The organism is Pseudomonas sp. Leaf127 (assembly GCF_001423155.1).
Taxonomy (GTDB): domain Bacteria; phylum Pseudomonadota; class Gammaproteobacteria; order Pseudomonadales; family Pseudomonadaceae; genus Aquipseudomonas; species Aquipseudomonas ovata.
In genome coordinates this window covers 101333-122279 of record NZ_LMOA01000026.1, presented here as the reverse complement: position 1 = coordinate 122279, position 20947 = coordinate 101333, and the positions used below count along the sequence as shown (strand labels likewise).

Sequence of the window (20947 nt, the reverse complement as noted above, 5' to 3'; positions counted from 1 at the left end):
CCATTAAGTTAATTTAACTTTGGTTAAGCAAAAAATTGGATCACAACCCTTATACCACCGCCGCAGATAGGCAGAAGCCTATATTCAAGAGCATTTGAGAGCTATCGGAGTGAATAGCCCAAGCTTCAAAATTAGTTGGTTTCGCATCCAGCCCAGTGGTAAAGTGCCGCCATCAAAAGGCTATAGTTGAGAAGGAATTTCATGAATAACCACATAAAAACTGCTTTGCTAAACGGCCGACTGGTACTTCTGCTCGGCGCCGGTGCTTCTTATGGCTGCAAAAGTGGTACCGGCAACGATGTTCCGTTGGGATGGGATTTAGCAAAAATCTTAGCCGGGGCTATGGGAGAGCCTTATGCGGATGAAGACCTATCAGATGTATATAGCGCTGCAAAAGGCACCCTAGGGTCTCAATTAATTGACATTTTCGAGGCTAATTTCAAGCACTGCCGCCCCTCTCGAGAATATATCGAACTAGTAAAATATCCTTTTTTCAGAATTTATACCCTGAATATTGATGACGCCATAGAAAAAGCAGCGAATCGCCTTCCAGATCGTAAATTTAATGTAAAACAACGATTTGATCGAATCACCGAAACGGATCAATTTTACCAAACTCTTGACTACATAAAAATCAATGGCGATATAAATTATCCAACCGGTGGTTATATTTTCTCTCCACAAGAGTATGGCACCGAGTCCGCACTAGAGCCACTTTGGTACCAAGAGCTTGCGAGAGATTTTTTCAAATACACCTTTTTGTTCATAGGCACCAAACTTAAAGAACCACTCTTTAATCATCAAATACAAAAATACAAACTCAAGACAGTTGGCACCGAACTTAAAAGCTACCTAGTCGTACCAAAGCTTAGCCCACTTGAAGCAAAGAGCTTAGAATCATCGAACATTACTCATATACCAGGAACACTAACAGCGTTTATTGATTGGCTGGCACAAGAATTCGAGACACCACCAACAAGTCAAGATATCCTTTTTACAAGACGACCTGAACTTAGGACTGGAGCACATGAACCCGCATCATATGTCTCCTTGTTATCTGGCGTTGTACCTGTCAACAGGGCTAGCCTTTCACTTCTGATCCAACAGACCGCTACATCTCCAATAAGAGACTTTTATAAAGGTTTCAAACCAACATGGAGTGACATTTCAGACGCAGTCCCAGCTTATCTTACTAAGACACGTAAAACGTTTGAAGAATATTTTCAAGAAAAGACTCCCGCGCCACTAAGTTTTTTCCTTTTATTGGGCCAGGCTGGCGCTGGCAAAACTACTGCCCTTAAGCAGATTGCTTTAAAAATTGCTGATGGCTCTGACAACAACGTATATTACGTCGACGAACAAAAAGATAACATACTGGAGTTAGTTCGAGAGTTAGACAAACGAAATAATTCTCCATACTATCTTTTTATCGAACGCATTAGTGATATCGCACACAAAACAGCAGAAATAATTAGCGGAGCAAAATCGAACAAAGCAATTTTTGTCAGCGCTGAAAACCCTAGTATCTGGGATGCTCGCGCAAAAGAACATTTAGCAGACTACCTAACCGCACAAGTAGACATCTCCCACCTTGCAGATCTAGACGCCGACTTAATTTTAAATAAAATTCAACAATATGGCAATTGGACTCGACTGGGGAAAATGAGTCTTAAAAATCGACGAATAGAAATAATTAAAAAATCAAAAAAACAATTGCTAATTGGTCTCATGGAGGCCACTTCTGGTGAAGGATACAACGAGATAATCAAAAAAGACTTTGCAGCTATCGAATCTGATGCTGAGAAAGCTTTACTGGTACTTTCTGGATTAGCTGCCACTCAGGGAAGTCCTGCTAATGAAGCGACACTCACTCGTGCGCTTTCTACCTTGGGATATCCCGGGGATGTATTTGGCCTTTGCCAGCATATGACAGGCACATTGAAATATCATAACGGGAATGTAACAACGCGCCATCGTGTATACATCGAACGGCTGTTCAATCTTTACATAAGCCCCGAATACCTGCGCGACACAATCAAAGCATACATAAACGCGTTTACGGTATATCAATTCCCTATTGTGACAAAAGTATCTAGAAACGAAGCTGCAATATACAAAAAGCTCGTCAATGCTAAGTCACTTAAAAAGCTACTTAAAAATGACGAAGACAAAGTACTATCAATCTACGCTCATTTTGAAAAACTTCTTGAGAACGAGGGTCTTTTTTTACTTCAGTACGGATTATCTCTTAGATCTTTCAAGAAAAATAAAGAAGCCTTTGAGAAAATAAGAATTGCTAATCAGGCTTTTCCAGAGTCGCCACAAATTGAACACGCTTTAGCGCAGCAACGCATAATCCTCGCGACCCTTGAAGAAGACGAAGTAATAGCCATGGCCCACTTCAATGAAGCGGAAACAATTCTAAAAAGGCTCGACTCTTCGGACATCCGAGTTTTCGATAAATACCCGATTATCACGTTATCGGAAGGTCACGTGAAAGTAGCTGAGCGATTCCAAGGAAAAAATCAGGCTAAGATTGTTGCCAAAATGTATCACGACCAGATTTCGCGAGATAGAAATCTGACAAAAAATATTAGGGTTATGCATACAGTTAAAAGTCTTGCGAAATTTTATGTTACAGGGACTTGGCCAGAGCAAACGTACGAAGATTACGAGTTCTAAAGCCATCTAGAAATATGTGCAGGCCTTTTCAAAATAAGCCTGCACACAACTAATAGCTGTCACCGCAGCCCAGCCGAAATATAGCCGATGCACATATCACTTGATTGAATATCACAATTTTACTTAACTGCGGAAAAGCGTTCTCACACGTTGAATCTGTCGAGACCGCTTCGGACAAAACTTAATCAGGCACTACAAGCCAAATGCTAACTCCACACCGTCTCTCCCGAGCATAAAGGTATTTTTAGGGATAGAGACCTGAGCGTCTGTGAAAAATATTGATAGTTAACAATACCTTGCGATATCATTCGACTCTTGGTGCCGCACCATACGAAACACCAGAAAAGGCTCACCGAAAGGTGGGCCTTTTTTGTTTTCCTGTTTGCACCTCGTGGCGGCGGGGATTGATCGGGCTAGGGGATGGGTGGGATTTAAGGAGACAAGCATACCTAAGCAGAGAATCCACTGGACGCCTGGAGAAGCTGCGGCCGAAGGGTTTCGATGCCAGACCCACTTAAAAACAGATCGCCTGATTCACGCTGCTTTTCCCACTCGCACTTCAACGTGAAGACCCGCCTGAGCCATCATGTTGATCAAGCGATCAACACTGAACAGATCGATTTTGCCGCGTTGCAGTTCAGAAATGCGGGGCTGCATCACATCAAAATTTTTTGCAGCTTCAGCCTGTGACATCCCATTGGACTCAATGCAATCGCAATAGCCATCATCAAGCTGGATCGGATGCGCATGTTCTCAGCTTCTGCAGGGGTATCTTCCAAAGCGTCCCAAACGCTCGTAAATTCTGGGTCAGAGTGATTCATCAACTGATCTCCTTTGTCTGATTCTTCAGACGGCGGACTGCGAGATCGAGATCTGCTTTTGTCGGCGCTTGCCGTCACTGTTCCGTATCTTTACCTTAGTCCGTAATGCCTATGGAAAGGGGTAAGAGATGTTCGATACGCCGCCGCAAGCGCATCAGGTGATCGAGGAGCGGTTTGCTCCCAACAGGGTCGAGATGGTTGCGGCCGCGCTGCGACCGGCCATCGTGTTTTCAGAGAAACGTGACGACAAGCTTGGTGGCAGCCGGATCGGCGGTACGCCGGATTTGCCCAAGGTGATCGAGTGGCCGCGACGACCGGTTCCCCAACATATCGATGAGATTGCTAAACGAGCGGGCGAGCCTTTCGACGCGGATTTAGGCCGGCATCTTGCCGCGGGCCTGCCCTATGCCTTCATCGCGCAGATCAGCCTGGCGGAAGCGGCGGGGCTGGGTGATGTGGCAAAACCCCTGCCTGACGCAGGCCGGCTGTTGTTCTTCTACGATTTGATTGCAGGTCCCTTCGACACAGGGATGCAGTCGGCCAAGGTGATCTGGGACCGCAGCCCGGCCGAGGCGATTGCGCATACCTCCACGCCGGACAGTCTTGTCACCGCCGCTTCTGCCTATCGCACGATGATCGACGACACGAACAGGCAATACGGCATACAGCCGGACACTCGTCCGGCCGGTGCCCCATTGCCGGGCACACCCTATGGCGGTCCGGCCCGGCCGATGGCGCTGAAGGCTGTGCTGCAGCTGCCCTCCTTTTCCAGCCTCGAATTCCAAGCGTCCGGTCAGCTGGTCACGATCTATGATCAAACGATGATCGGCGGCGTCCAGGCGTTCAGCCAAGCCTATGACAGCGTTTCCCAAGGAGCTGGGCCGGTGAGTCTACTCCTCGGCGCGCCAGTGCCTGAGCAGGACGATCCCCGTTACGATGCTGTCATTGTTAACGACTACAAGACGCAGTCTCTCTCGCGTGCAGACTGGGCTAAGAACAGGGACACGGTGATGGAAAAGGCAAAGGACTGGCTGCTTCTGCTGCAGATCGATGTGCCTGGCTGGATGCAGGACAGTGGTGAAGGCACGATCTATTTCCTGATCCGTGACAAGGATCTTCAAGACCGGGCGTTCGAACGCGTTGTAGCCGTCTACCAGCAAACCTAGTGTGGTGTTACTCACCTGCCCCAGCCCTCATTCTTCAAACCATAATACTGCGCACCAATAGCTTGCTCGTGCTTCGAGTAGGCAACGACCGCACCCATCTCATCCGCTGTCAGGCACTCGACCTCATCAGCGTCCATGGCACTCCAGGCATTAAACGTCTTCTCCTGCATCACCCGGGCAATTGTTTCTTCAGGCCAGTTGCGGTCTTCCGGGCCTGTTTTGCAGTTCGGGCCAAACAACTCGTAGTCCGCATACCCACAAGGCAGGTTTGTTAGTTTCCAGCAGCCTAAATACATTCCAGGCGTTCGAGTAATCAAATCCTGCTGATGCTCGGCTTAGTCCTGTTCACTCCATGAGCCTGTCGCGATACCTTTCACACGGTCCTGATGACAGAAGCCTTGGTAGGTCCGAAGCCCCACTCGCAGGCATTCAGGAATAACGGTTCTTCACCCATGCGATCCCTTGGACGGCCTAAGAAAATCGATAAGTATTCTCGCGCCAGAACGTCTTGAGACTCTCCAATGCAGGCAGATGGACGAGCATCGTAACGTTGTCCAGACGGATGCCTCGGGGAATCGGAAAGAAGCATGTCGCGCCACTCGAATGAAGGCGAAACCCGACACCGGCGCACAGCGGAGCAATGGAGATGGATACCTCAATCGCACAAGGCCTCAAGCTTGCCCTCGTCTCGGCAACCGGGTTATCGAAAGACGCCTTGCATATCTACATAGGCATGGCGCTCTATTTAACAGTGAGCATCTGCATTCGACGATTCAGACCCTGCCTTGGCTGGCTGGTTGTGTTCATCATTGCGTGTGCTGGCGAGTGGGTCGATCGGCGAGACGACATAGCAAGCTTCGGATACTGGCGCTGGCAGGCAAGCGTTCATGACGTTCTCAACACGCTGTTCTGGCCGACGGTGCTGACACTGCTTGGGTTGTTAAGTACAGACAAGCGGTAAAACAGAGGCGCTTTCAGAGCCCGTACTTCAGAGAACCAACACCGTGCAGTCGATAGCAGACGTGCCGAAACCAGCCAGGCATGAGGTCACTCGCTGGACGCTCTCGAACGGCCAGCGCGCTCTCCAGACCGTCTATCCCAAAGCCCCCCTACCCCCTTAGTTCACCGCACTCTCATGCACCAACTCCCCGGTAAACGTACAGGCATTACCATGGAACGTCAGGCACCCTTCTTTTTCATCGACCTGAAGAAATCCTTCATCGTTGAACGTCAGAATGACCTTGCACGCCTTATGCCGCGTCAACGGGTTGTTTGTCACGAGGTCATAGTCAGGGTTGGGCACCGAGAGAACGCCGGTGTCGCCGTGGAACGTCATCCGCCCATCGACGCCCCCCGAACACCCGCCTTCTATCATCGTACTGATCGAGGCATCGTAGTCCCCACCGCCCACCGCCTTCAGTTTGACCGTTACATCGCCGCCATCGCCCGAGCCGAAGTAAGTGCCTTCACGGACGAGAGGATCCTCGGCCGCCACGATGCCGGTGCTCAGGGCCAGACACACGCCTGCTAGAAAAAACCTGTTCATTACTTCTCCTTGGTAAAGCCGTCTCGAAGGCTATTACTGTCCGGTGAACCACACGCCTGGGGTTTCGGGACGTCAATGATCGCCACCGTCGAGCGTTGCAGAACCTGCTTTATGCCGCAAGCGTCCCGAGATGATCTGCGCCAAAGAGGCCACTCTAACCAGGCAACAGAACGCACCTCTCCCACCGCCCCGCAGCCACGTCCGACCTGGGTGCCATGACGGTCAGGTCAAGTGCGTCCCAGAACACCCGACCGGTCGTGGAATCGGCATTGATGTGCACGAGCACCACCCAGCTTTCTGGATCGGTCAGGTCCGCGTGCCCATCCTGCTGCGCCGAGCCGGCCACTTCCTGGCGGCAGTCCTGGCCGCCGGCATAGGTGGCGTAACCCAGCATTTGATGGACCGGCGCCAGTCTGGCGTTCGACCGTGTTCCGAGCGGAGCCCTTCGCAGGTCATCGCTGATGTCTTCGAGTGCTGACCCGGACCCGACGCCCAGGTCTTCGATCCGGCTCTGGGCTTCGGCGACGTTGATTGATTGTGTCAGCACCGGGCGCAGCCGCGCCGAGGCGACGCACGCCCAGCGCTCGTCCGACAGCGCATCAAACGCTTCGCCGGGCGTGCCGTAGGCCCACACCGGGTCAGGGCTGTGCGAGAAACCGAAGGTGCCATCGTCGCGCAGCGTTGCCGCGACGTGGTCGCCTTCGTCATGCGGCAACGGGCCTGGCTTTGTGTTATCGGCAAGGTCATCGATGAGCCGGATGGCCGCCTGCGAGGCCTCGATAAGCGCCTGTGTCATGGGGAATCTGACCAGGCGGGCGCCCGGCGGCGAGTAGACGACGTCAACGAGCAGGGCGTCGTCATGCACGAAGAAAGAGAGCAGGCCTGCCTGCGGCAGGGGTGCCATCGGCCCACAGGCGGACGTCACCTCGGCAAGGTCGATCTGCATCAGGAAGGGGTGGCGCATGCCATGCGCATTCGTGGGCCAGGCACCGGGCTGCAGATCGGGGCCGCCGCCGATCCGACTGGCGCCAAGGGGTGCAGGATCACCATAAGGCTCCTCTACCAGGGCCACGGCAGCGGTCATCATCGGTTCGACGGCAGCCTCCTCGTCGAAGGCCATCGCCGCCGCGAAGCGTTTCTTCCAGACGGGGTCGGTCGGGTCAGGCAGGTTCCGCTCGGGACGCGTCTGCGCCTCGGCAATCTGGAGGCGTTTTCTTTGCTGTGTGTGAAACTGGCTTTGCAGGAGCCTGGCACTCGTGCTGCTCGCAAGCGCCTGCAAACTGTCTAGCAGGGTTGCAAAGCCCTGAGCCGCGATGCGCTCATCAATCTCGCGTGATCGACGCCCAAAGCCCCACGCACGCTCGTCCGGGCCACGGACCAGCAGGACCTCGACGATTTCCGTGACGCCTGCGGTGGCCATCCCGGCCATGCCCCGCCGGGCGTCTCGTCCGAACAGTTGCTTTGGCTCAACCAGCCAGTCCACCTCACTGTTCAAGCCCAGAAGATCGGCTGCCAGCGCCGCGAATGCGCCGTCCAGATCGAGCCCGCCGGGCGCGTCGAGCGCCAGCACGAACAAGCCAGGCGATACCTCGGTGTGCGTAGCGGGCCCAAGCCTGAAACGTTCAGGCTCCAGGGCGATGACGTTGGGAAACGCGGCGGGCGCTGCAAAGACGAAGTCGCGCGTCAACCACCTTACCTGCTGATTCATACTGCACCTCGGGTTCAAGTCCGAAGCGTGTGGCCGGCGCTTGCTTTCGGTCACACCCTTTGTTCAGCCCTCGTTAACGGCGGATTTCGTTTCAGGCTTGCCATTGTGCGAGGGCATCGAAATTTCGCTGGTGGGTACTATGGCAGGTTTCTGGAGATGAGAAACATTCAGCACGGGTAACGGCCCCACGCGCCATGCCGAAGGGGTCCCGAACGCCCCATGAGAACAGCCGCTCGCCTTATGGTGGTCGGCCTGTGCCTATGCGATGATGGCGCCTTACTTCAAACGTCCTTCAGACTCTACAGTGACTCAGCCACCAGGCTCGGTCGTGTGCTTACTTCATTCAAGCCCTACTCGAAGAACGACACGCTCATGCGTGCTGGACGACTATTCAACGGCCCCACCCTTCTCTCAGGACCGGCACTCATGAACGCTGAAACAAGGCTCTCCCACCATATACTCTCTGTGGCCGAACGCGCGGCCATTGCCGAAATCGAAGCAACGACCGATATTCTAAGGCTCGTGACCAAACTGACCAGAATGCGGTTTGCGGCGATTGCCAAGTTCAGTGATAACCAATGGGTGACATGCTCGGTCTATGACCCTTCCAACCTGGGGATCGAAGCCGAAAGTACGTTTGATCTGGAAACGACTATTTGCAGTGACTTCTGTATCAACCCCGAAGCGTTATTCATTCCGCAGATCAGCCAGTCACCGCGCCACGCCCTGCGCCCTATTGTTAAACGCTTTGACCTTGAAAGTTATGCCGGCCTGCCTATCTTCCTGCCTGACGGTCGTTTGTTCGGCGCGCTCTGCATTCTTGACTCGCAATACATCACATGTGAAGACCCTGACGTGCGTGAAGTCTTGTCGATCTTTGCCAAACTGATCGGCTGTATCTTTTTTGCCAACCTGTCATTACCGCAAGTGCCAGAACGTGCATGATCCAGCCCCTGAATACCCCTACAGTGAGCGCCTAAAAAAGGCGGTGTGTTAAAACCACCGCCTCAGGCCGCTGTCAACTTACTGTATTTTGAATCGGTTGGTCATTTCCTGCAGTTGCACACTGATGCGGGCAAGTTCCATACTTGACGACGCTGTTTCTTCACTGGCGGCGGCCGTTTGATCCGAAATATCCCGCACATTGGTCACGCTTCTGCTGATCTGCTCACCCGCCGCGCTTTGCTGCTCCGCCGCACAGGCAATCTGCTCGTTCATCGTTTCGATGGTCTTGACCGACTCGGTAATGCCTTTGAGCATGGTGCGTGCGTCCCGTGAATGCTGCACGCTGCTGTCGGTCAGTTGAATGCTCTGCTGCAGCACCGCGCTCATGCGGTCGGTGCTGCGGTTCAGGCCGCTGATCAACTGGGTGATTTCGTCCGTGGACGTCCGGGTGCGTATGGCCAGGCTGCGAACTTCGTCAGCGACCACGGCAAAACCCCGCCCGGCTTCACCGGCTCGTGCCGCTTCGATCGCGGCGTTCAGCGCCAACAGGTTGGTTTGCTCGGCCACGGCATTGATGACGTCCAGGACACCACCGATGCTTTCAGCGTTGCTGCGCAGCGTAACCATGGCCTCTTTGGTGCTCTCCATCTCGCCGGCCAGCAATTCGATCTGCTTGACCGCCTTGCCGACCACCTCATCGCCTTGCAGGGCCTGATGACTGGCATCTACTGCCGTTTTCGCCGCCAAGCCGGCATTGCGGGACACTTCATGGGTGGTGGCCGTCATCTGCTGCATGGCCGTCGCGATCTGGTCGGTTTCAACCTTTTGCGCGTTGACGCCGACACTGGTTTCCTCAGTGACTGCAGACAGTTCTTCAGCAGCGCTTGAGACCTGAACAATTCCGTCGCGCATTTCACCGATCAAACGCCTCAAGCCGGCGGTCATCGACTGCATGCTGTTTTGCAGCGCACCCAGTTCGTCTTTTCTGCTGACCACGGCGTTATAGGTAAAGTCACCGTTCGCCACCGTTTCAGCGATGCGCACCGTTTCCTTGAGGGGCGTCACGATGGAATTAGTGATCAGCCAGGCCGCCATCATTCCCAGCGCAATGGCCAGCAACAACCAGATCAACAGCATGTGCTGGGAGTCGGTCACATCAGAAAGCCTGAACGCAACTTGCACATCCGACATTTTCCCGGTGATGCCAAGCAGTGCGGTAATGGACGTGGTGATACCCGCCTGCGCCGTCTCTACTTTTGCCTGAGCAGCCACCAATGTTTGAAGTTGCTTCTCATACGCCGAGACTTCAAGCGATAAGGTCTCAATCGACACCGGTGGCAAGCCTGTCGCGCTCAGGGCTTTTACCAACGCGGCCACATTGCTGATGGCGCTGCGAACAGCCTCTTCGGATTCTTTAGTGGGCGCCGCTGAGTAGGAACGAAACCCTACGCGCATTCTCTGGACCGCAATAAAAATCCCCGTCAGCTGTTGACGCTCTGCAAAGTTGCCCGCGTCCGAGTTAGTGATTTCTGCCAGGCGAAGCATGCTGGTATTGATCGCTTCGACTGCGGTGGCCGCGACAACACGAATACTTTCACGCTCGCGCGTAGCGGCGACGACCTGATTGTAATATTCACGGTAGCGTTTAAGAATGGCGTCGGCTTCGGCCAACAGTGCACGATTCTCTGCCGAGTCAAAGTTTGGAATAATTGCCGTTAACTGGCTTTCAGACTTTCCCAGCGCGCTGGACCACTTTTCGGCTTGTGCATCCGACGGGGTCAATAGATAAACCAACCGTTCTATTCGCATGTCGCGGGCCAGCGTACTGAAGCGTGCGATGTCTTCGATACGCTCGCTGCGGTCACGCAGGGTCTCCGTTGCTTTCCAGCCGGTATAGGCCACCAATAAAATCATCCCGATCAGCAACGAAAATCCAAGCATGAGTTTAGATCGAACACTTAGGTCGCTAAGCATTGTCCATCGGCGAGAGTGCATGACGCCACCTTAATAAGAATTGATACGGTTTGGCAGCAAAAGCCGCAGGTGATGCAGCTATCGGCTTTTTAAAAGCTTTCTTTAAGAAAACCGGCTTAATAAGCCCAATAGAAAAATATTTCTTCACCGTGTACGGATATTTTCAATGCTCGCCAGAGTCCATTCTCTTCAGGCCTTTTGTCTCAAGTTTATCAACAATAAAACACTTCAACTTATGGCGAATTGGATCCTTTTTAAAAGTTATGCATGCATTGAATCATGCACTATTTAAAGGCATCAGATGTCATACGTTACTGCACGTTTATCTGTACGCGGCCAGTGCCTTGACCCTTGGCCTTCGATACCGGCTTCACATCGCGCTACAGAAACCCCCGCACCCTCGTTATGATCAAGCCTCCCCGCGCCCACAGGCGGCTTACCCACAAGGATGTCTCATGCTGCGGCCCTCGCTACTGTTCCTGACCCTGGTGCTCAGCACGGCCTGGCTCCCCGCCCACGCCGCCGACAAGACCGAGCGCCGCTGCGGCTGGTTCGAGAAACCGTCACTGGGCAACATCACACTCACCGACCGGGACGGCACCTGGGAAATCGCCAGGCAAGGCGGCCATCAGGCCAGGGGCGAGTTGCCGCTTTTTGCGGATGACCAGTGGATCCGCAACAACGGCCACTATGGGTACAGCTGTGCCTGCGTGACCGCCAGTGTCGATGTCGCGAACCGTCGCCTGGACAACCTCACGCAGGCCACCGCCCGCCCGCTGGCCGCCTGCCGCAACGATGCCGCCTTGCACGAGCCGGCCAATCCGCAGGCGGCGGCGCCGATGACGCTCAGGGCCTTGAAGACCTACCAGACCGATGGTTTCAGCTTTCGCTATCCGCATGGCTGGAAGGTCACTAGGGAGAACCAGTGCCTGAAACTCGATGAACCCTCCATGGCCAACAACGAGGAATACACCCTCAGCCTGTGCCTGCAACACGGCACGCTGGAACAGGCCGCCGACAGCCTGATCTTTTCTCTGGAAGACGGCGTCTGGATGCGCAATGCGGGCATGGACGAACCCAGCCCGGTGGATGTTATCCAGGGGCCGGGCTGGAAAGGTCTGCTGACCACTCAGACCTGTGGCGTCGGGGACCCGGAAACCGGCTTTCATGCCGCCGGCGGTACCTGCCTGATGGCGATTGTCTACACCGACTCCACACAGTTGCTGTTCGAAACCGTGGGGTACTACCAGAACTTCGAAACGATCGGCGCAATCATCCGGTCGGTGCGGTTCGACGCCGGGCAGTAGTGCCTTCCTGCCGGGACGGTGAAAAGCTGCCGGCAGCCCTGCGGTACTGGCTGGCCTGATGCTCCGCAGGACGCTGTGGTTATGGCTGCCCTTCAGGCCTTTCGTTCTTCAACAGCTTGAACCGCAGCTGCGCCTCTTGCGAGGAGGCGCGGTCCAGGTGCCCGACCCGCTCCCACCAGTACGCCAGCATGGCTTCGTCCGGGCAGAAGTAGCCGATTTCCTTGGGACCGATCTTGCGAATCGTGCGGTTGACCTGGGCATCGAAACCGGCCGCTTCCTGCGTATTGGCGGGCAAGACGCCGATGTCTTCAAGCATCAGGTCAAAATGGAACAGCGCCTGGTTGATATGGCTCTGCACACTGCGGTCGCTGCGGGCGAAGATCTGGAACTGATCGTGCGACTGCATGAAACGCTCGATCACACCGGCGTGTTCATCCTCGCGCAGCAGGCCCAGCATGATGCCCAGCGTCATCATCTGGTTGAGCAGCCGCTCGACGAATTGCTGGAGAAAGCCGGCCAGGTCGGCACGCTTGATATCGGTAAAGACCATGGCATAGCGCGTGGGCATGTGCATGACCATCAGCACCGGCTTGCGCTTGCGGGTGACGCAGTGCACTTGCCACTGGTCCTGCGGCAGGGGACGGCCGTCGGCATCGTTGAAGGCGTCGTCTTGCCATTTCTTGGAGGGCGCGGGCTGCACTGGCGTGACGGTCGAGCCCTTGACCTTGCGGGTGAAAAAATCACAGGCAGCCTGTGTGCAGTTCAGTACGAGCATGGGGCGCGCGGCTCCAGGAGGGGATGACCGGCTCAGAATGCCTGAAAACAGCGGCTGGGTGGTACTGGGACTGATTCTGGTTGGCGTCTTTGGTGCGATATACAGAAACCGAATCCAAAATCCCGTGTTTACACAATCCTGTGGGACCGAGCAAATACTGACGGTCAGGTGTTGAATGTAACGGTCCTTTCGCGACCGCTGGTCGCTCCTACGGGATGGGTGCCGTGCGCTGAATAGGCGTTCGACACGGCATTAGTGTAGGAGCGACCAACGGTCGCGAATGCAGGGTATCAGCCACCAAAGACGCCGACTCGAGCGCTGCCCTATTCAGCCGCACGGGCCGTGGCGATGCCTTGCTTGGCGGCCCACAGGCCGATGTCTTCCTTGCGGATCGCCGCCGCCATCAGCGCCGGGAACTGGTCGGGGCTGCAGGCGAACGAGGGTACGCCCAGCGCGGCGAGCTTGGCGGCCAGGTCGGCGTCGTAGAACGGGCGGCCTTCGTCGCTCAGCGCCAGCAGGGTAATGACCTGAACGCCCGAGGCCACCAGCTCGGCGGCGCGTTGCAGCAGGTTCTTTTCCACGCCGCCTTCATAAAGGTCGGAGATCAGCACCATGATGGTGTTGCGCGGTTCGCGGATCAGGCTCTGGCAGTAGCCGACGGCACGGTTGATGTCGGTGCCGCCGCCCAGTTGCACGCCGAACAGCAAGTCGACCGGGTCGTCGAGTTGCTCGGTCATGTCGACCACGGCGGTGTCGAACACCACCAGGTGCGTGGTGACCGCCGGCAGCGAGGCCATTACCGCGCCGAAGATGCTCGAATAGACCACCGAGGCGGCCATCGAGCCGCTCTGGTCGATGCACAGGATGATGTCGCGCTGGCTGCGCTGGGACTTGCGTCCGTAACCGATCAGCGTCTGCGGGACGATGGTCTGGTACTCCTCCTGCCAGTGACGCAGGTTGGCGCGGATGGTGCGGTTCCAGTCGATCTCGGCGTAGCGCGGGCGGTTGTTGCGCACCGCACGGTTGAGCGCGCCGCTGACCGCGCTGCGCATCGGCTCTTCCAGGCGTTTGATCAATTCGTCGACCACCTTGCGCACCACCATGCGCGCGGTCTCTTTGGTTTCGGCCGGGATCACCCCCGACAGCGACACCAGCGAGGCCACCAGGTGCACGTCGGGCTGCACCAGTTCAAGCATTTCCGGTTGCAGCAGCATGTTCTTGAGGTTCAGGCGTTCCAGGGCGTCCTTCTGCATCACCTGCACGACCTGGGTGGGGAAGTACTTGCGGATATCGCCCAGCCAGCGCGCGACCTTCGGCGATGACTTGGCGCTGCCACCGCGACGCAGGCCACCCGGCCCGTCAGGGTCGTAGAGTGCGGTCAGGGCGGCGTCGATGTTCATCTGCGCGCTGTCCAGGCCGCAGTCGCCCAGGCTGGGCGCGGCCGCTTCGCCGAGCACCAGGCGCCAGCGTTGCAGGCGCGCCTGTTCGTCGTGTTGCGAGAGTTCGGTGTCGTCGTTCACGAAGACGCTCCATCGTGGGGTAGGCCCAGCAAGCGGCCAAGCAAGGGCACGGGGCGTGCCGCACGCTGCGCATCGATGCGTGCGGCCACCGGCACAGGCGCCGCGTCCTGCACCGGCCGCCGGGCACGCTCGCCCAGTTCACGGCGCTCGGCGGCCGAGAAGGTGCTGAAAGTGCGGCGCAGCAGCGCAATGATGCCGTCGAAGTGGTCCTTGCTCAGGGTCGCCAGCCAGCCGTCGACCATGGTCCACAGGCGTGGGTCGTGCATCAGGATCAGCGCGCTCTGGTCGAGGAAGCCTTCCAGCCAGCCGGCAGCGGCGGCGGGCTCGACACTGCGTGACAGCGCCAGGGTCATGCGCGAGGCACTGGTGTCGACATCATCGACCCCGGCATCGAACAGCAACCGCGCCGCCTGCCCGGCCAGCAGGCCGTGAGTGGCGCCGAACACCGCCAGGCGCCCCAGGGCCTGTTGCCAGTCCTGGCTGCGGGCGGCGTCGTCGAGCAGGCGAATGGCGGCGTCGGCCTTGCCGATACGCTCGCGCATGGCCATGGCGGCGTCATCGTCCAGTGACGCACAGGCCGGGGCCAGGCCGATGGCGGCGCGGGCGATCAGGCCGTCGAGTACATGGCGCACCATGCCGGTGTCGGTCTGGCGCACGTTGCCGTAGCGCGCAATACGCGTCAGCGCCGGCACCGCGTCGAGCAACTGGGCTACGTCGGTGGCCACCGAGGCCAGGTCTTCCAGGGCATGGGTGACCGGCTCCACCGCCTGTGGCAGGTTGGCCAGCAGCACCGTGTCGACCAGCGCCGACAGTTCGGGTAGCGACGTGGCGTCCTTGGCCTGGCCGATGGCGCGGGCACTGGCCGCGTCTTCGACGGTGCTGCCCCACTGGCTGGCCTCGATGATCGACACGGCCAGTTCCGGCTGCCATTGCAGGTTCCAGATTTCGTGGAAGGTGCCCTTGGCCGAGACTCCGGTCCGCGCCAGCTCGCCCCAGCCGATGCCGAGGATCGCCAGGCGGTGCAGCAGGTGGCTGCGCGCCAGGTCGCCGGTTTCGCGCAGGTCAAGATCGAGGGTTTTCTGCGCAGCCTGGGGCTTCATGCGCAGGCTTTTCTGCAGTTGTTCCAGGTCGCGCTGCAACGGCACTGCCGGCACATCGGGCGGCACGCCACCCAACCGGTTACCGACAATCAGCCGGTCGCGGATCAGGCTCATCGGCGCGGCGTCGCCCATGCACACAGTGGTCTGCAACGCCTCGAAGAGTTCTTCAAGGCCGGGGGCAGGCCGCTCGCGCATGGCGGCCAGGGCATCGGCCAGGCGTGTGGCTTCGATGATGTGCGCTGACGAACAATCCAGCCCGTCATCGCGAAACAGCCGGGCGGCGCGAGCCAGCCAGGTAACGGCGCGCTGGCTGCTGTCGGTCTCGTTCCACAGGTGCGCATACCAGGCCGGAGCATCGACGCCGGCGCCATAGCCGCTGGCGCTGCTCAGGTTGCGGTAGGTCCACGGCGCCCAGGTGGCGGCCACCTTGAGCTTGGGCAGGCCCTTGAGCAGGTCGTTGTCGAGCTTGGCAGCCGGCATCGTTGCCAGCGCCGGCACGTGCCAGGCGCCGCAGACCACGGCGATGCGCTGGTAACCGTCCTTGAGCGCCTGGCGCAGGCACTTGCGCATATGCGCCTCGCGCAACGCTTCGCGGCGCACGTAGTACGGCGAACGCTCGGTCGGGGCCTGTTCACGCAGCGCCTGCATGGCTTCGGCGATGGCGGCGAACAATTGCTCGCCGTCGCAGCGCTCTTCGACCATGTGGTTCCACCAGCTTTCGCCATCGGCGTAGCCGGCGGCGCGACCCAGCCAGCCCAGAGGGTCGTGGGTCAACTCATGTTCGGGGATTTCTTCGCCGACGGCGGTGCCGTCAGCTTCGGCAAAGTCGGCGGCCTCCAGTTCGACCACGACCGCTTCATCGTCCTCGGTCGTTTCATCACCCTCGCTCGCTTCGACCGCCTCAGCCGCCTCGGCTTGTGCCTGCTGCTCTTCGCGCCAGGCCTTTTCCAGAGCGAACTGGTGGGTGGCCGGCAGGTCGATGAAGCGCGTGGGGATGTTCTGGCCCAGCGCATAGCGCAGCGCCTGCCACTCCGGAGAGAATTCGGCGAACGGGTAGAACGCCGACTGGCGCGGGTCGCCCTCGGCGTGCACCAGCAGCGCCACTGGCGGCTGCATCGCTTCGCTGAGCACGAACGGCAGGACCGCCTCGGCGTCGGGCGGGCCTTCGATCAGCAGGCAGTCAGGTTGCAGGGTGTGCAGCGCCTGCAACAGGCTGCGTGCACAGCCTGGGCCATGGTGGCGGATGCCAAACAGGTGGATCGCGTCGGACATGCGCGATTACTCGATCTCGCGGCAAGCGCGATACAGGTCTTTCCACTCGCTGCGTTCCTTGACCACGGTTTCCAGGTACTCGCGCCACACCACCGCGTCCTGCACCGGGTCCTTGATCACCGCCCCCACGATGCTGGCCGCCACATCACGGGCGTGCAGCGTGCCGTCACCAAAATAAGCCGACAATGCCATGCCGTTGTTGATCACCGAGATCGCCTCGGCGCTCGACAGCGTGCCGCTGGGCGACTTGAGCTTGGCCTTGCCGTCTTCGGTCAGGCCGTTGCGCAGCTCGCGGAAAATCTGCACCACGCGGCGCACCTCGGCCAGGGCCGGCGGCTGGGCCGGCAGCTCCAGCGAGCGGCCCATTTCGGCCACGCGCTTGGTGACGATGTTCACTTCTTCCGCTTCGCTGGACGGCACCGGCAGGATCACCGTGTTGAAGCGGCGCTTGAGCGCCGACGACAGCTCGTTGACGCCCTTGTCGCGGTTGTTGGCCGTGGCAATGACATTGAAGCCACGCACCGCCTGAATCTCGGTGCCCAGTTCCGGCACCGGCAGGGATTTCTCCGACAACAGGGTGATCAGGGTGTCCTGCACGTCGGCCGGGATACGGGTCAGTTCTTCGATGCGGGCGGTCTTGCCGCGCTCCATTGCCCGCACCAGCGGGCTTTCGACCACCGCCTCACGCGAGGGGCCCTTGGCCAGCAACTGGGCGTAGTTCCAGCCGTAGCGCATCTGCTCGTCGCTGGTGCCGGCGGTGCCTTGCACGATCAGGGTCGAGTCATTGCTGATGGCTGCCGCCAGGTGCTCGGACACCCAGGACTTGGCGGTGCCCGGCACGCCGTACAGCAACAGGGCGCGGTCGGTGGCCAGGGTCGCCACGGCGGTTTCGATCAGGCGACGGCTGCCGATGTACTTGGCGCTGACTTCAAAGCCGTTTTCCAGCTTGCCGCCCAGCAGGTAGGTGACCACCGCCCAGGGCGACATTTCCCAGTTGGTGGGGCGTTGGCGGGTGTCCTGTTTGCGCAGTTCATCGAGCTCTTCGGCGAATTGCTGTTCGGCGTGCTGGCGCAGTACTGAGCTGGTCATTGATCGGTCCGTTTCAATCGAGAAGGGTCTGCAGGTGTTCGCGCAGGTTCAGGGTGTTGTGCCAGTCATGCAGGGCTTCGCTCTGGTGACGGTGCAGGGCCTCGTCATCCGGCCAGCCCTGGCGGGCTTGCGCGAAAAGCTCGGGCGGCAGCAGCGTGGCGAAGTCGCGCAGGTTATGGCGCAGGTTGTAGTCGTAGACGCTGCGCGGCAAGGCGATGCCGATGCGCAGGTGCGGCAGCAATTGCTCGCAAAAGGCGGTGCCGGGCCGGCTCTGTACCGGGATGGCGGCCAGGATCTGGGCCAGCAACTCGGACAGGCTCAGCGAATTGCGGTCTTCGATATGGTGCGCCAGGCGCAGCCAGTGGCCTTCGCGCTCGGGCACCGGCAGCAGCGCGATCAGCGGCTGGCTGTCGAGGAAACAGCGCGCCAGACGAAGGCCGGTCGCAGAGATGCGGTCCAGCAGCGCGGCGGCCCACTCGGCATCGCCTTCGCGCAACGTGGACTGGTACCAGCCGCGAATCAGGGCTTCGTCCCAGTCGCTGCGGCCGGCGGCGGCAATCCAGTCGTGCGGGGTCAGCCCCTGGTGATCGCGCCAGGTCTGCAGCGGCGCGGCGGCCACCACCTGGTACAGCCACCAGGCGCGCTGGCCGAGGCCTTCGCCGTTGGGCACGGCTTCTTCAATCTGGTCGTCCTTGCCGTTGTCGAAAAACGCCTGGGGCGGTTCGATCTGCACGGTCGGGGCGTTGCTGCCCGAATGGGTCAGGCGCTTGAACAGGCCCTTGAGGCCACCCGGTTCGGCCGCCGCCGGGGTCACGTTGACGCACAGGGCCAGGCGCGCGGCCATGCGCCGGCGATAGGCCGAATCCGGCAGGTCCATCAGCAACTCGGCGGCCACGCGGCGCACCTCTTTGCTGCGGTCGCGGCTCCACTCGTCCAGCAGTGGTTCGTCATCGGCACTCAGGCCGGTGGCCAGGGCGGCGAGCAAGGCGCTGCGCTCGCGGGCATCGAAATCCTTGCGGCCCGCCACCAACAGCTCGCGGGCGGCGACCGGGTCCTGTTCGCGCAGGGCGCTGAGGTAAACCTGGCGTTGTTCAAGGCTGCCCAGCGACCAGATCTCGTCGTTCAGGGCCTCGCGGCGGTCGATGGCCTGAACCTGCCAGGCCGGGTTGCGCTCGGCCAGCCAGCGGCCGCGCTCGCCCAGCACCGGCGCGAGCAGGCCGCGCAGGTACGCGTCACGGCGAGCCCGATCCAGCAGCTCGGGCAACAGTGACGGCGGCAGGCGCAACTGGCGCTGCGCCAGTTGCAACAGGGTCAACTGGCCAAGGCGCGGGTAGCCTTCGGCAAGCATCTGGCTCAGTACGCCGAAGCTTTGCTCGGGCGGCAGGGCCAGGGTGTCTTCCGGGGCCGGCGCTGCCGCCGCCGTGGTGGCCTCGGGGGCCAGCCAGCCGGCGTGCTGGCACATGTCGAGCACCGCCGCACTGCGCAGCAGGCGCGCTTCGTCGCTGGCCGAGTCGCGGGCAATGGCGTCGAGCAAGGGGCCGATAGGGCCTTCGACGGCCAGCGGCGCCAGCGCCTGCTTGCGGGTGCCCAGCAGGGCGGTGACCGCCAGGGGTTCGAGCAGGCTCATGCAATTGTCTCCCGTGAGGACCACACCAGCGTCTGGCCCTGCCAGGCCGTCAGCGGTTGCAGGTAGCTGCCGTCGACACCCTGGTGCCACTCGCTGAATACCCGCAGCGCCCGGCCACCGGCCACGGCGCACAGCATCCAGCCGTCACGCTTGTCCATCTCCAGCGGCACCTGGCTGTCGCCTTCGGGCCTGCTGATGCGCAGCATCCAGCCCAGGTGTGGGTCAAGTTCGGGCGTGCCGTCGTCGATGCTCATCGGTTGTGGGGTTTGCCAGGGGTTGGCGGCCAGCGCCGTGGCCAGGGTGTCGAAGGCGTCGTGTGCCGGGCAAGGCGAGGTCTGTACGGACGGTTCGACCAAGGTGGGCGTGGCGGCCAGTACCGCACGTTGCGGCCAGGCACCGGGGTAAAAGGCCAGTTCGGCGCTGATCACCGAGTCGGTGACGAACACCTGCTCGAACTGCCGCGAGCCATGGGCGTAGTCCTGCAGCAGCGCCATGCGGCCGCTGTTCAGGCCACGCAGCCAGACCCGGCGCATCAGCAGGCGGTCTTCTTCCTCGACGTACTGCCCTTGTACATGCCATTGATCGACACACGCCTCGCCCTGCCCCAGCACGTCGTCCTTGCTCAGCGGCAAGCCCAGGGCCTGGGACAGGTCGGCACGCTCGGTGGCGGGCAGGCTGTCGAGACGGCGAAAGCCGTCGATCATCAGTTGCAGGCGCCCGAACGCACCGAGCAGGCGCAACGGCCAGTCGACACCATCGACCACACCGCTGCCGGGCACGCCGGCCAGCGGGCGCAAGCGGTAGGCCACGCCGGGCAACTGGGCGTCGACCATGCGCGCGGCCAGTTGCTCGAAGGCGCCTTCGTTGCCGATCAGCGTGGCCAGCCCCTGGGTGACCTGGTCCTGCAACCAGCGCTCCAGCTCATCGAGCCCGGCCTGCATGCGCTGCAGGCGCTTGGCCGAGACGGCGGCATCGTCGGTACGCTTGACGGTCGGGGCCTCAGCCTTTTTCTGCTCCTGCTTTTCGGCACGCTGCTGGCGGCTTTGCAGCCACTCGCCGACCCAGGCCGGCAGCTCGGTGTCGGTGAACGCCGAGCTTTGCTCGGCACGCAGCAATGCCAGGGCCAGGCCATGCTTGCAGGGGAATTTGCGGCTGGGGCAGCTGCACTTGAACGCCAGGGCTTCCAGGTCGATCTGGACCTGGTACGGCTTGCTGCCGCTGCCTTTGCACTCGCCCCACACGGCCCGCTCGTTGACGCCGAGGGTTTGCCATTTACTGAGGCTGAGCAGGCCCTGCGCCGCTTTGGCTGACGAGGCATCGGGTGCTTGCTGAAGAATGAGTTCGCGAGAAAACTGCATCAAGGCTTACTGGATTCCATTCGGTAAGGATGCCGATGATGGCATAAGCCGACATCA

Annotated in this window: 15 protein-coding genes and 2 pseudogenes; 5 read left to right on the top strand and 12 right to left on the bottom strand. The window is 59.3% G+C overall.

Features of this window, described 5'->3' with window-relative positions:
* The first annotated feature begins 201 nt into the window (after positions 1-201).
* Entirely contained in the window at positions 202-2682 is a 2481-nt protein-coding gene (locus ASF84_RS27750) for a P-loop NTPase (RefSeq protein WP_056842112.1), read from the top strand.
* Positions 2683-3216: 534 nt separating this feature from the next.
* Here the strand turns inward: ASF84_RS27750 and ASF84_RS30025 are convergent.
* On the bottom strand, positions 3217-3375 hold the full coding sequence (locus tag ASF84_RS30025) for a helix-turn-helix domain-containing protein (protein WP_330219677.1): 159 nt from the start codon (positions 3373-3375) through the stop codon (positions 3217-3219).
* Between the two features lie 256 nt (positions 3376-3631).
* On the opposite strand from ASF84_RS30025, the gene ASF84_RS27745 reads away from it, so the two are divergent.
* A complete protein-coding gene (locus ASF84_RS27745; RefSeq protein WP_056842111.1) occupies positions 3632-4669 on the top strand; it encodes a DUF1963 domain-containing protein in 1038 nt (345 codons plus the stop codon).
* Positions 4670-4680: 11 nt separating this feature from the next.
* On the opposite strand, the gene ASF84_RS27740 is transcribed toward ASF84_RS27745, so the two are convergent.
* Positions 4681-4908: a hypothetical protein gene (locus ASF84_RS27740; protein ID WP_156684419.1), complete on the bottom strand. Its 228-nt coding sequence runs from the start codon at positions 4906-4908 to the stop codon at positions 4681-4683.
* Between the two features lie 407 nt (positions 4909-5315).
* Between ASF84_RS27740 and ASF84_RS27735 the strand changes: the two genes are divergently transcribed.
* Positions 5316-5630 (top strand): hypothetical protein, encoded by a 315-nt coding sequence (locus ASF84_RS27735; RefSeq protein ID WP_056842200.1) that lies wholly within the window; start codon positions 5316-5318, stop codon positions 5628-5630.
* A 156-nt stretch (positions 5631-5786) separates the two neighbouring features.
* Here the strand turns inward: ASF84_RS27735 and ASF84_RS27730 are convergent, their stop codons facing one another.
* Positions 5787-6215 carry a hypothetical protein gene (locus ASF84_RS27730; RefSeq protein ID WP_056842109.1) on the bottom strand — a complete coding sequence of 143 codons (429 nt, stop codon included), beginning with the start codon at positions 6213-6215 and terminating at the stop codon, positions 5787-5789.
* 154 nt (positions 6216-6369) lie between these two features.
* Positions 6370-7923 carry a DUF1963 domain-containing protein gene (locus tag ASF84_RS27725; protein ID WP_056842108.1) on the bottom strand — a complete coding sequence of 518 codons (1554 nt, stop codon included), beginning with the start codon at positions 7921-7923 and terminating at the stop codon, positions 6370-6372.
* 426 nt (positions 7924-8349) lie between these two features.
* Between ASF84_RS27725 and ASF84_RS27720 the strand changes: the two genes are divergently transcribed.
* The gene (locus tag ASF84_RS27720) at positions 8350-8868 is read left to right on the top strand and encodes a GAF domain-containing protein (RefSeq protein ID WP_056842107.1); all 519 of its coding nucleotides are present in this window, start codon (positions 8350-8352) and stop codon (positions 8866-8868) included.
* A gap of 78 nt (positions 8869-8946) precedes the next feature.
* Here the strand turns inward: ASF84_RS27720 and ASF84_RS30395 are convergent.
* Together ASF84_RS30395 and ASF84_RS30390 are read right to left on the bottom strand one after the other, a co-directional pair.
* Positions 8947-9546: pseudogene (locus ASF84_RS30395) on the bottom strand (methyl-accepting chemotaxis protein); the annotation flags it as partial.
* Positions 9547-9807: 261 nt separating this feature from the next.
* A pseudogene (locus tag ASF84_RS30390) lies at positions 9808-10842 on the bottom strand (methyl-accepting chemotaxis protein); the annotation flags it as partial.
* A gap of 455 nt (positions 10843-11297) precedes the next feature.
* On the opposite strand from ASF84_RS30390, the gene ASF84_RS27710 reads away from it, so the two are divergent.
* A complete protein-coding gene (locus ASF84_RS27710) occupies positions 11298-12149 on the top strand; it encodes a DUF4087 domain-containing protein (protein WP_056842105.1) in 852 nt (283 codons plus the stop codon).
* Positions 12150-12228: 79 nt separating this feature from the next.
* Here ASF84_RS27710 and ASF84_RS27705 read toward each other — a convergent pair whose 3' ends face one another.
* From ASF84_RS27705 to ASF84_RS27680, 6 genes are all read right to left on the bottom strand, one after another.
* On the bottom strand, positions 12229-12924 hold the full coding sequence (locus ASF84_RS27705; RefSeq protein ID WP_056842104.1) for a DUF6933 domain-containing protein: 696 nt from the start codon (positions 12922-12924) through the stop codon (positions 12229-12231).
* Between the two features lie 323 nt (positions 12925-13247).
* Positions 13248-14444 (bottom strand): VWA domain-containing protein, encoded by a 1197-nt coding sequence (locus ASF84_RS27700; protein WP_056842103.1) that lies wholly within the window; start codon positions 14442-14444, stop codon positions 13248-13250.
* A complete protein-coding gene (locus tag ASF84_RS27695; RefSeq protein ID WP_056842102.1) occupies positions 14441-16816 on the bottom strand; it encodes a DUF5682 family protein in 2376 nt (791 codons plus the stop codon). Before ASF84_RS27695 ends, ASF84_RS27700 begins: the two co-directional genes overlap by 4 nt.
* Positions 16817-16822: 6 nt before the next feature.
* Entirely contained in the window at positions 16823-17905 is a 1083-nt protein-coding gene (locus ASF84_RS27690; RefSeq protein WP_056842101.1) for an ATP-binding protein, read from the bottom strand.
* A 13-nt stretch (positions 17906-17918) separates the two neighbouring features.
* Complete coding sequence (locus tag ASF84_RS27685; RefSeq protein ID WP_056842100.1) at positions 17919-19532, bottom strand: DUF5691 domain-containing protein; 1614 nt, start codon at positions 19530-19532, stop codon at positions 17919-17921.
* The gene (locus ASF84_RS27680) at positions 19529-20890 is read right to left on the bottom strand and encodes an SWIM zinc finger family protein (RefSeq protein WP_056842099.1); all 1362 of its coding nucleotides are present in this window, start codon (positions 20888-20890) and stop codon (positions 19529-19531) included. Before ASF84_RS27680 ends, ASF84_RS27685 begins: the two co-directional genes overlap by 4 nt.
* Positions 20891-20947: the final 57 nt, after the last annotated feature.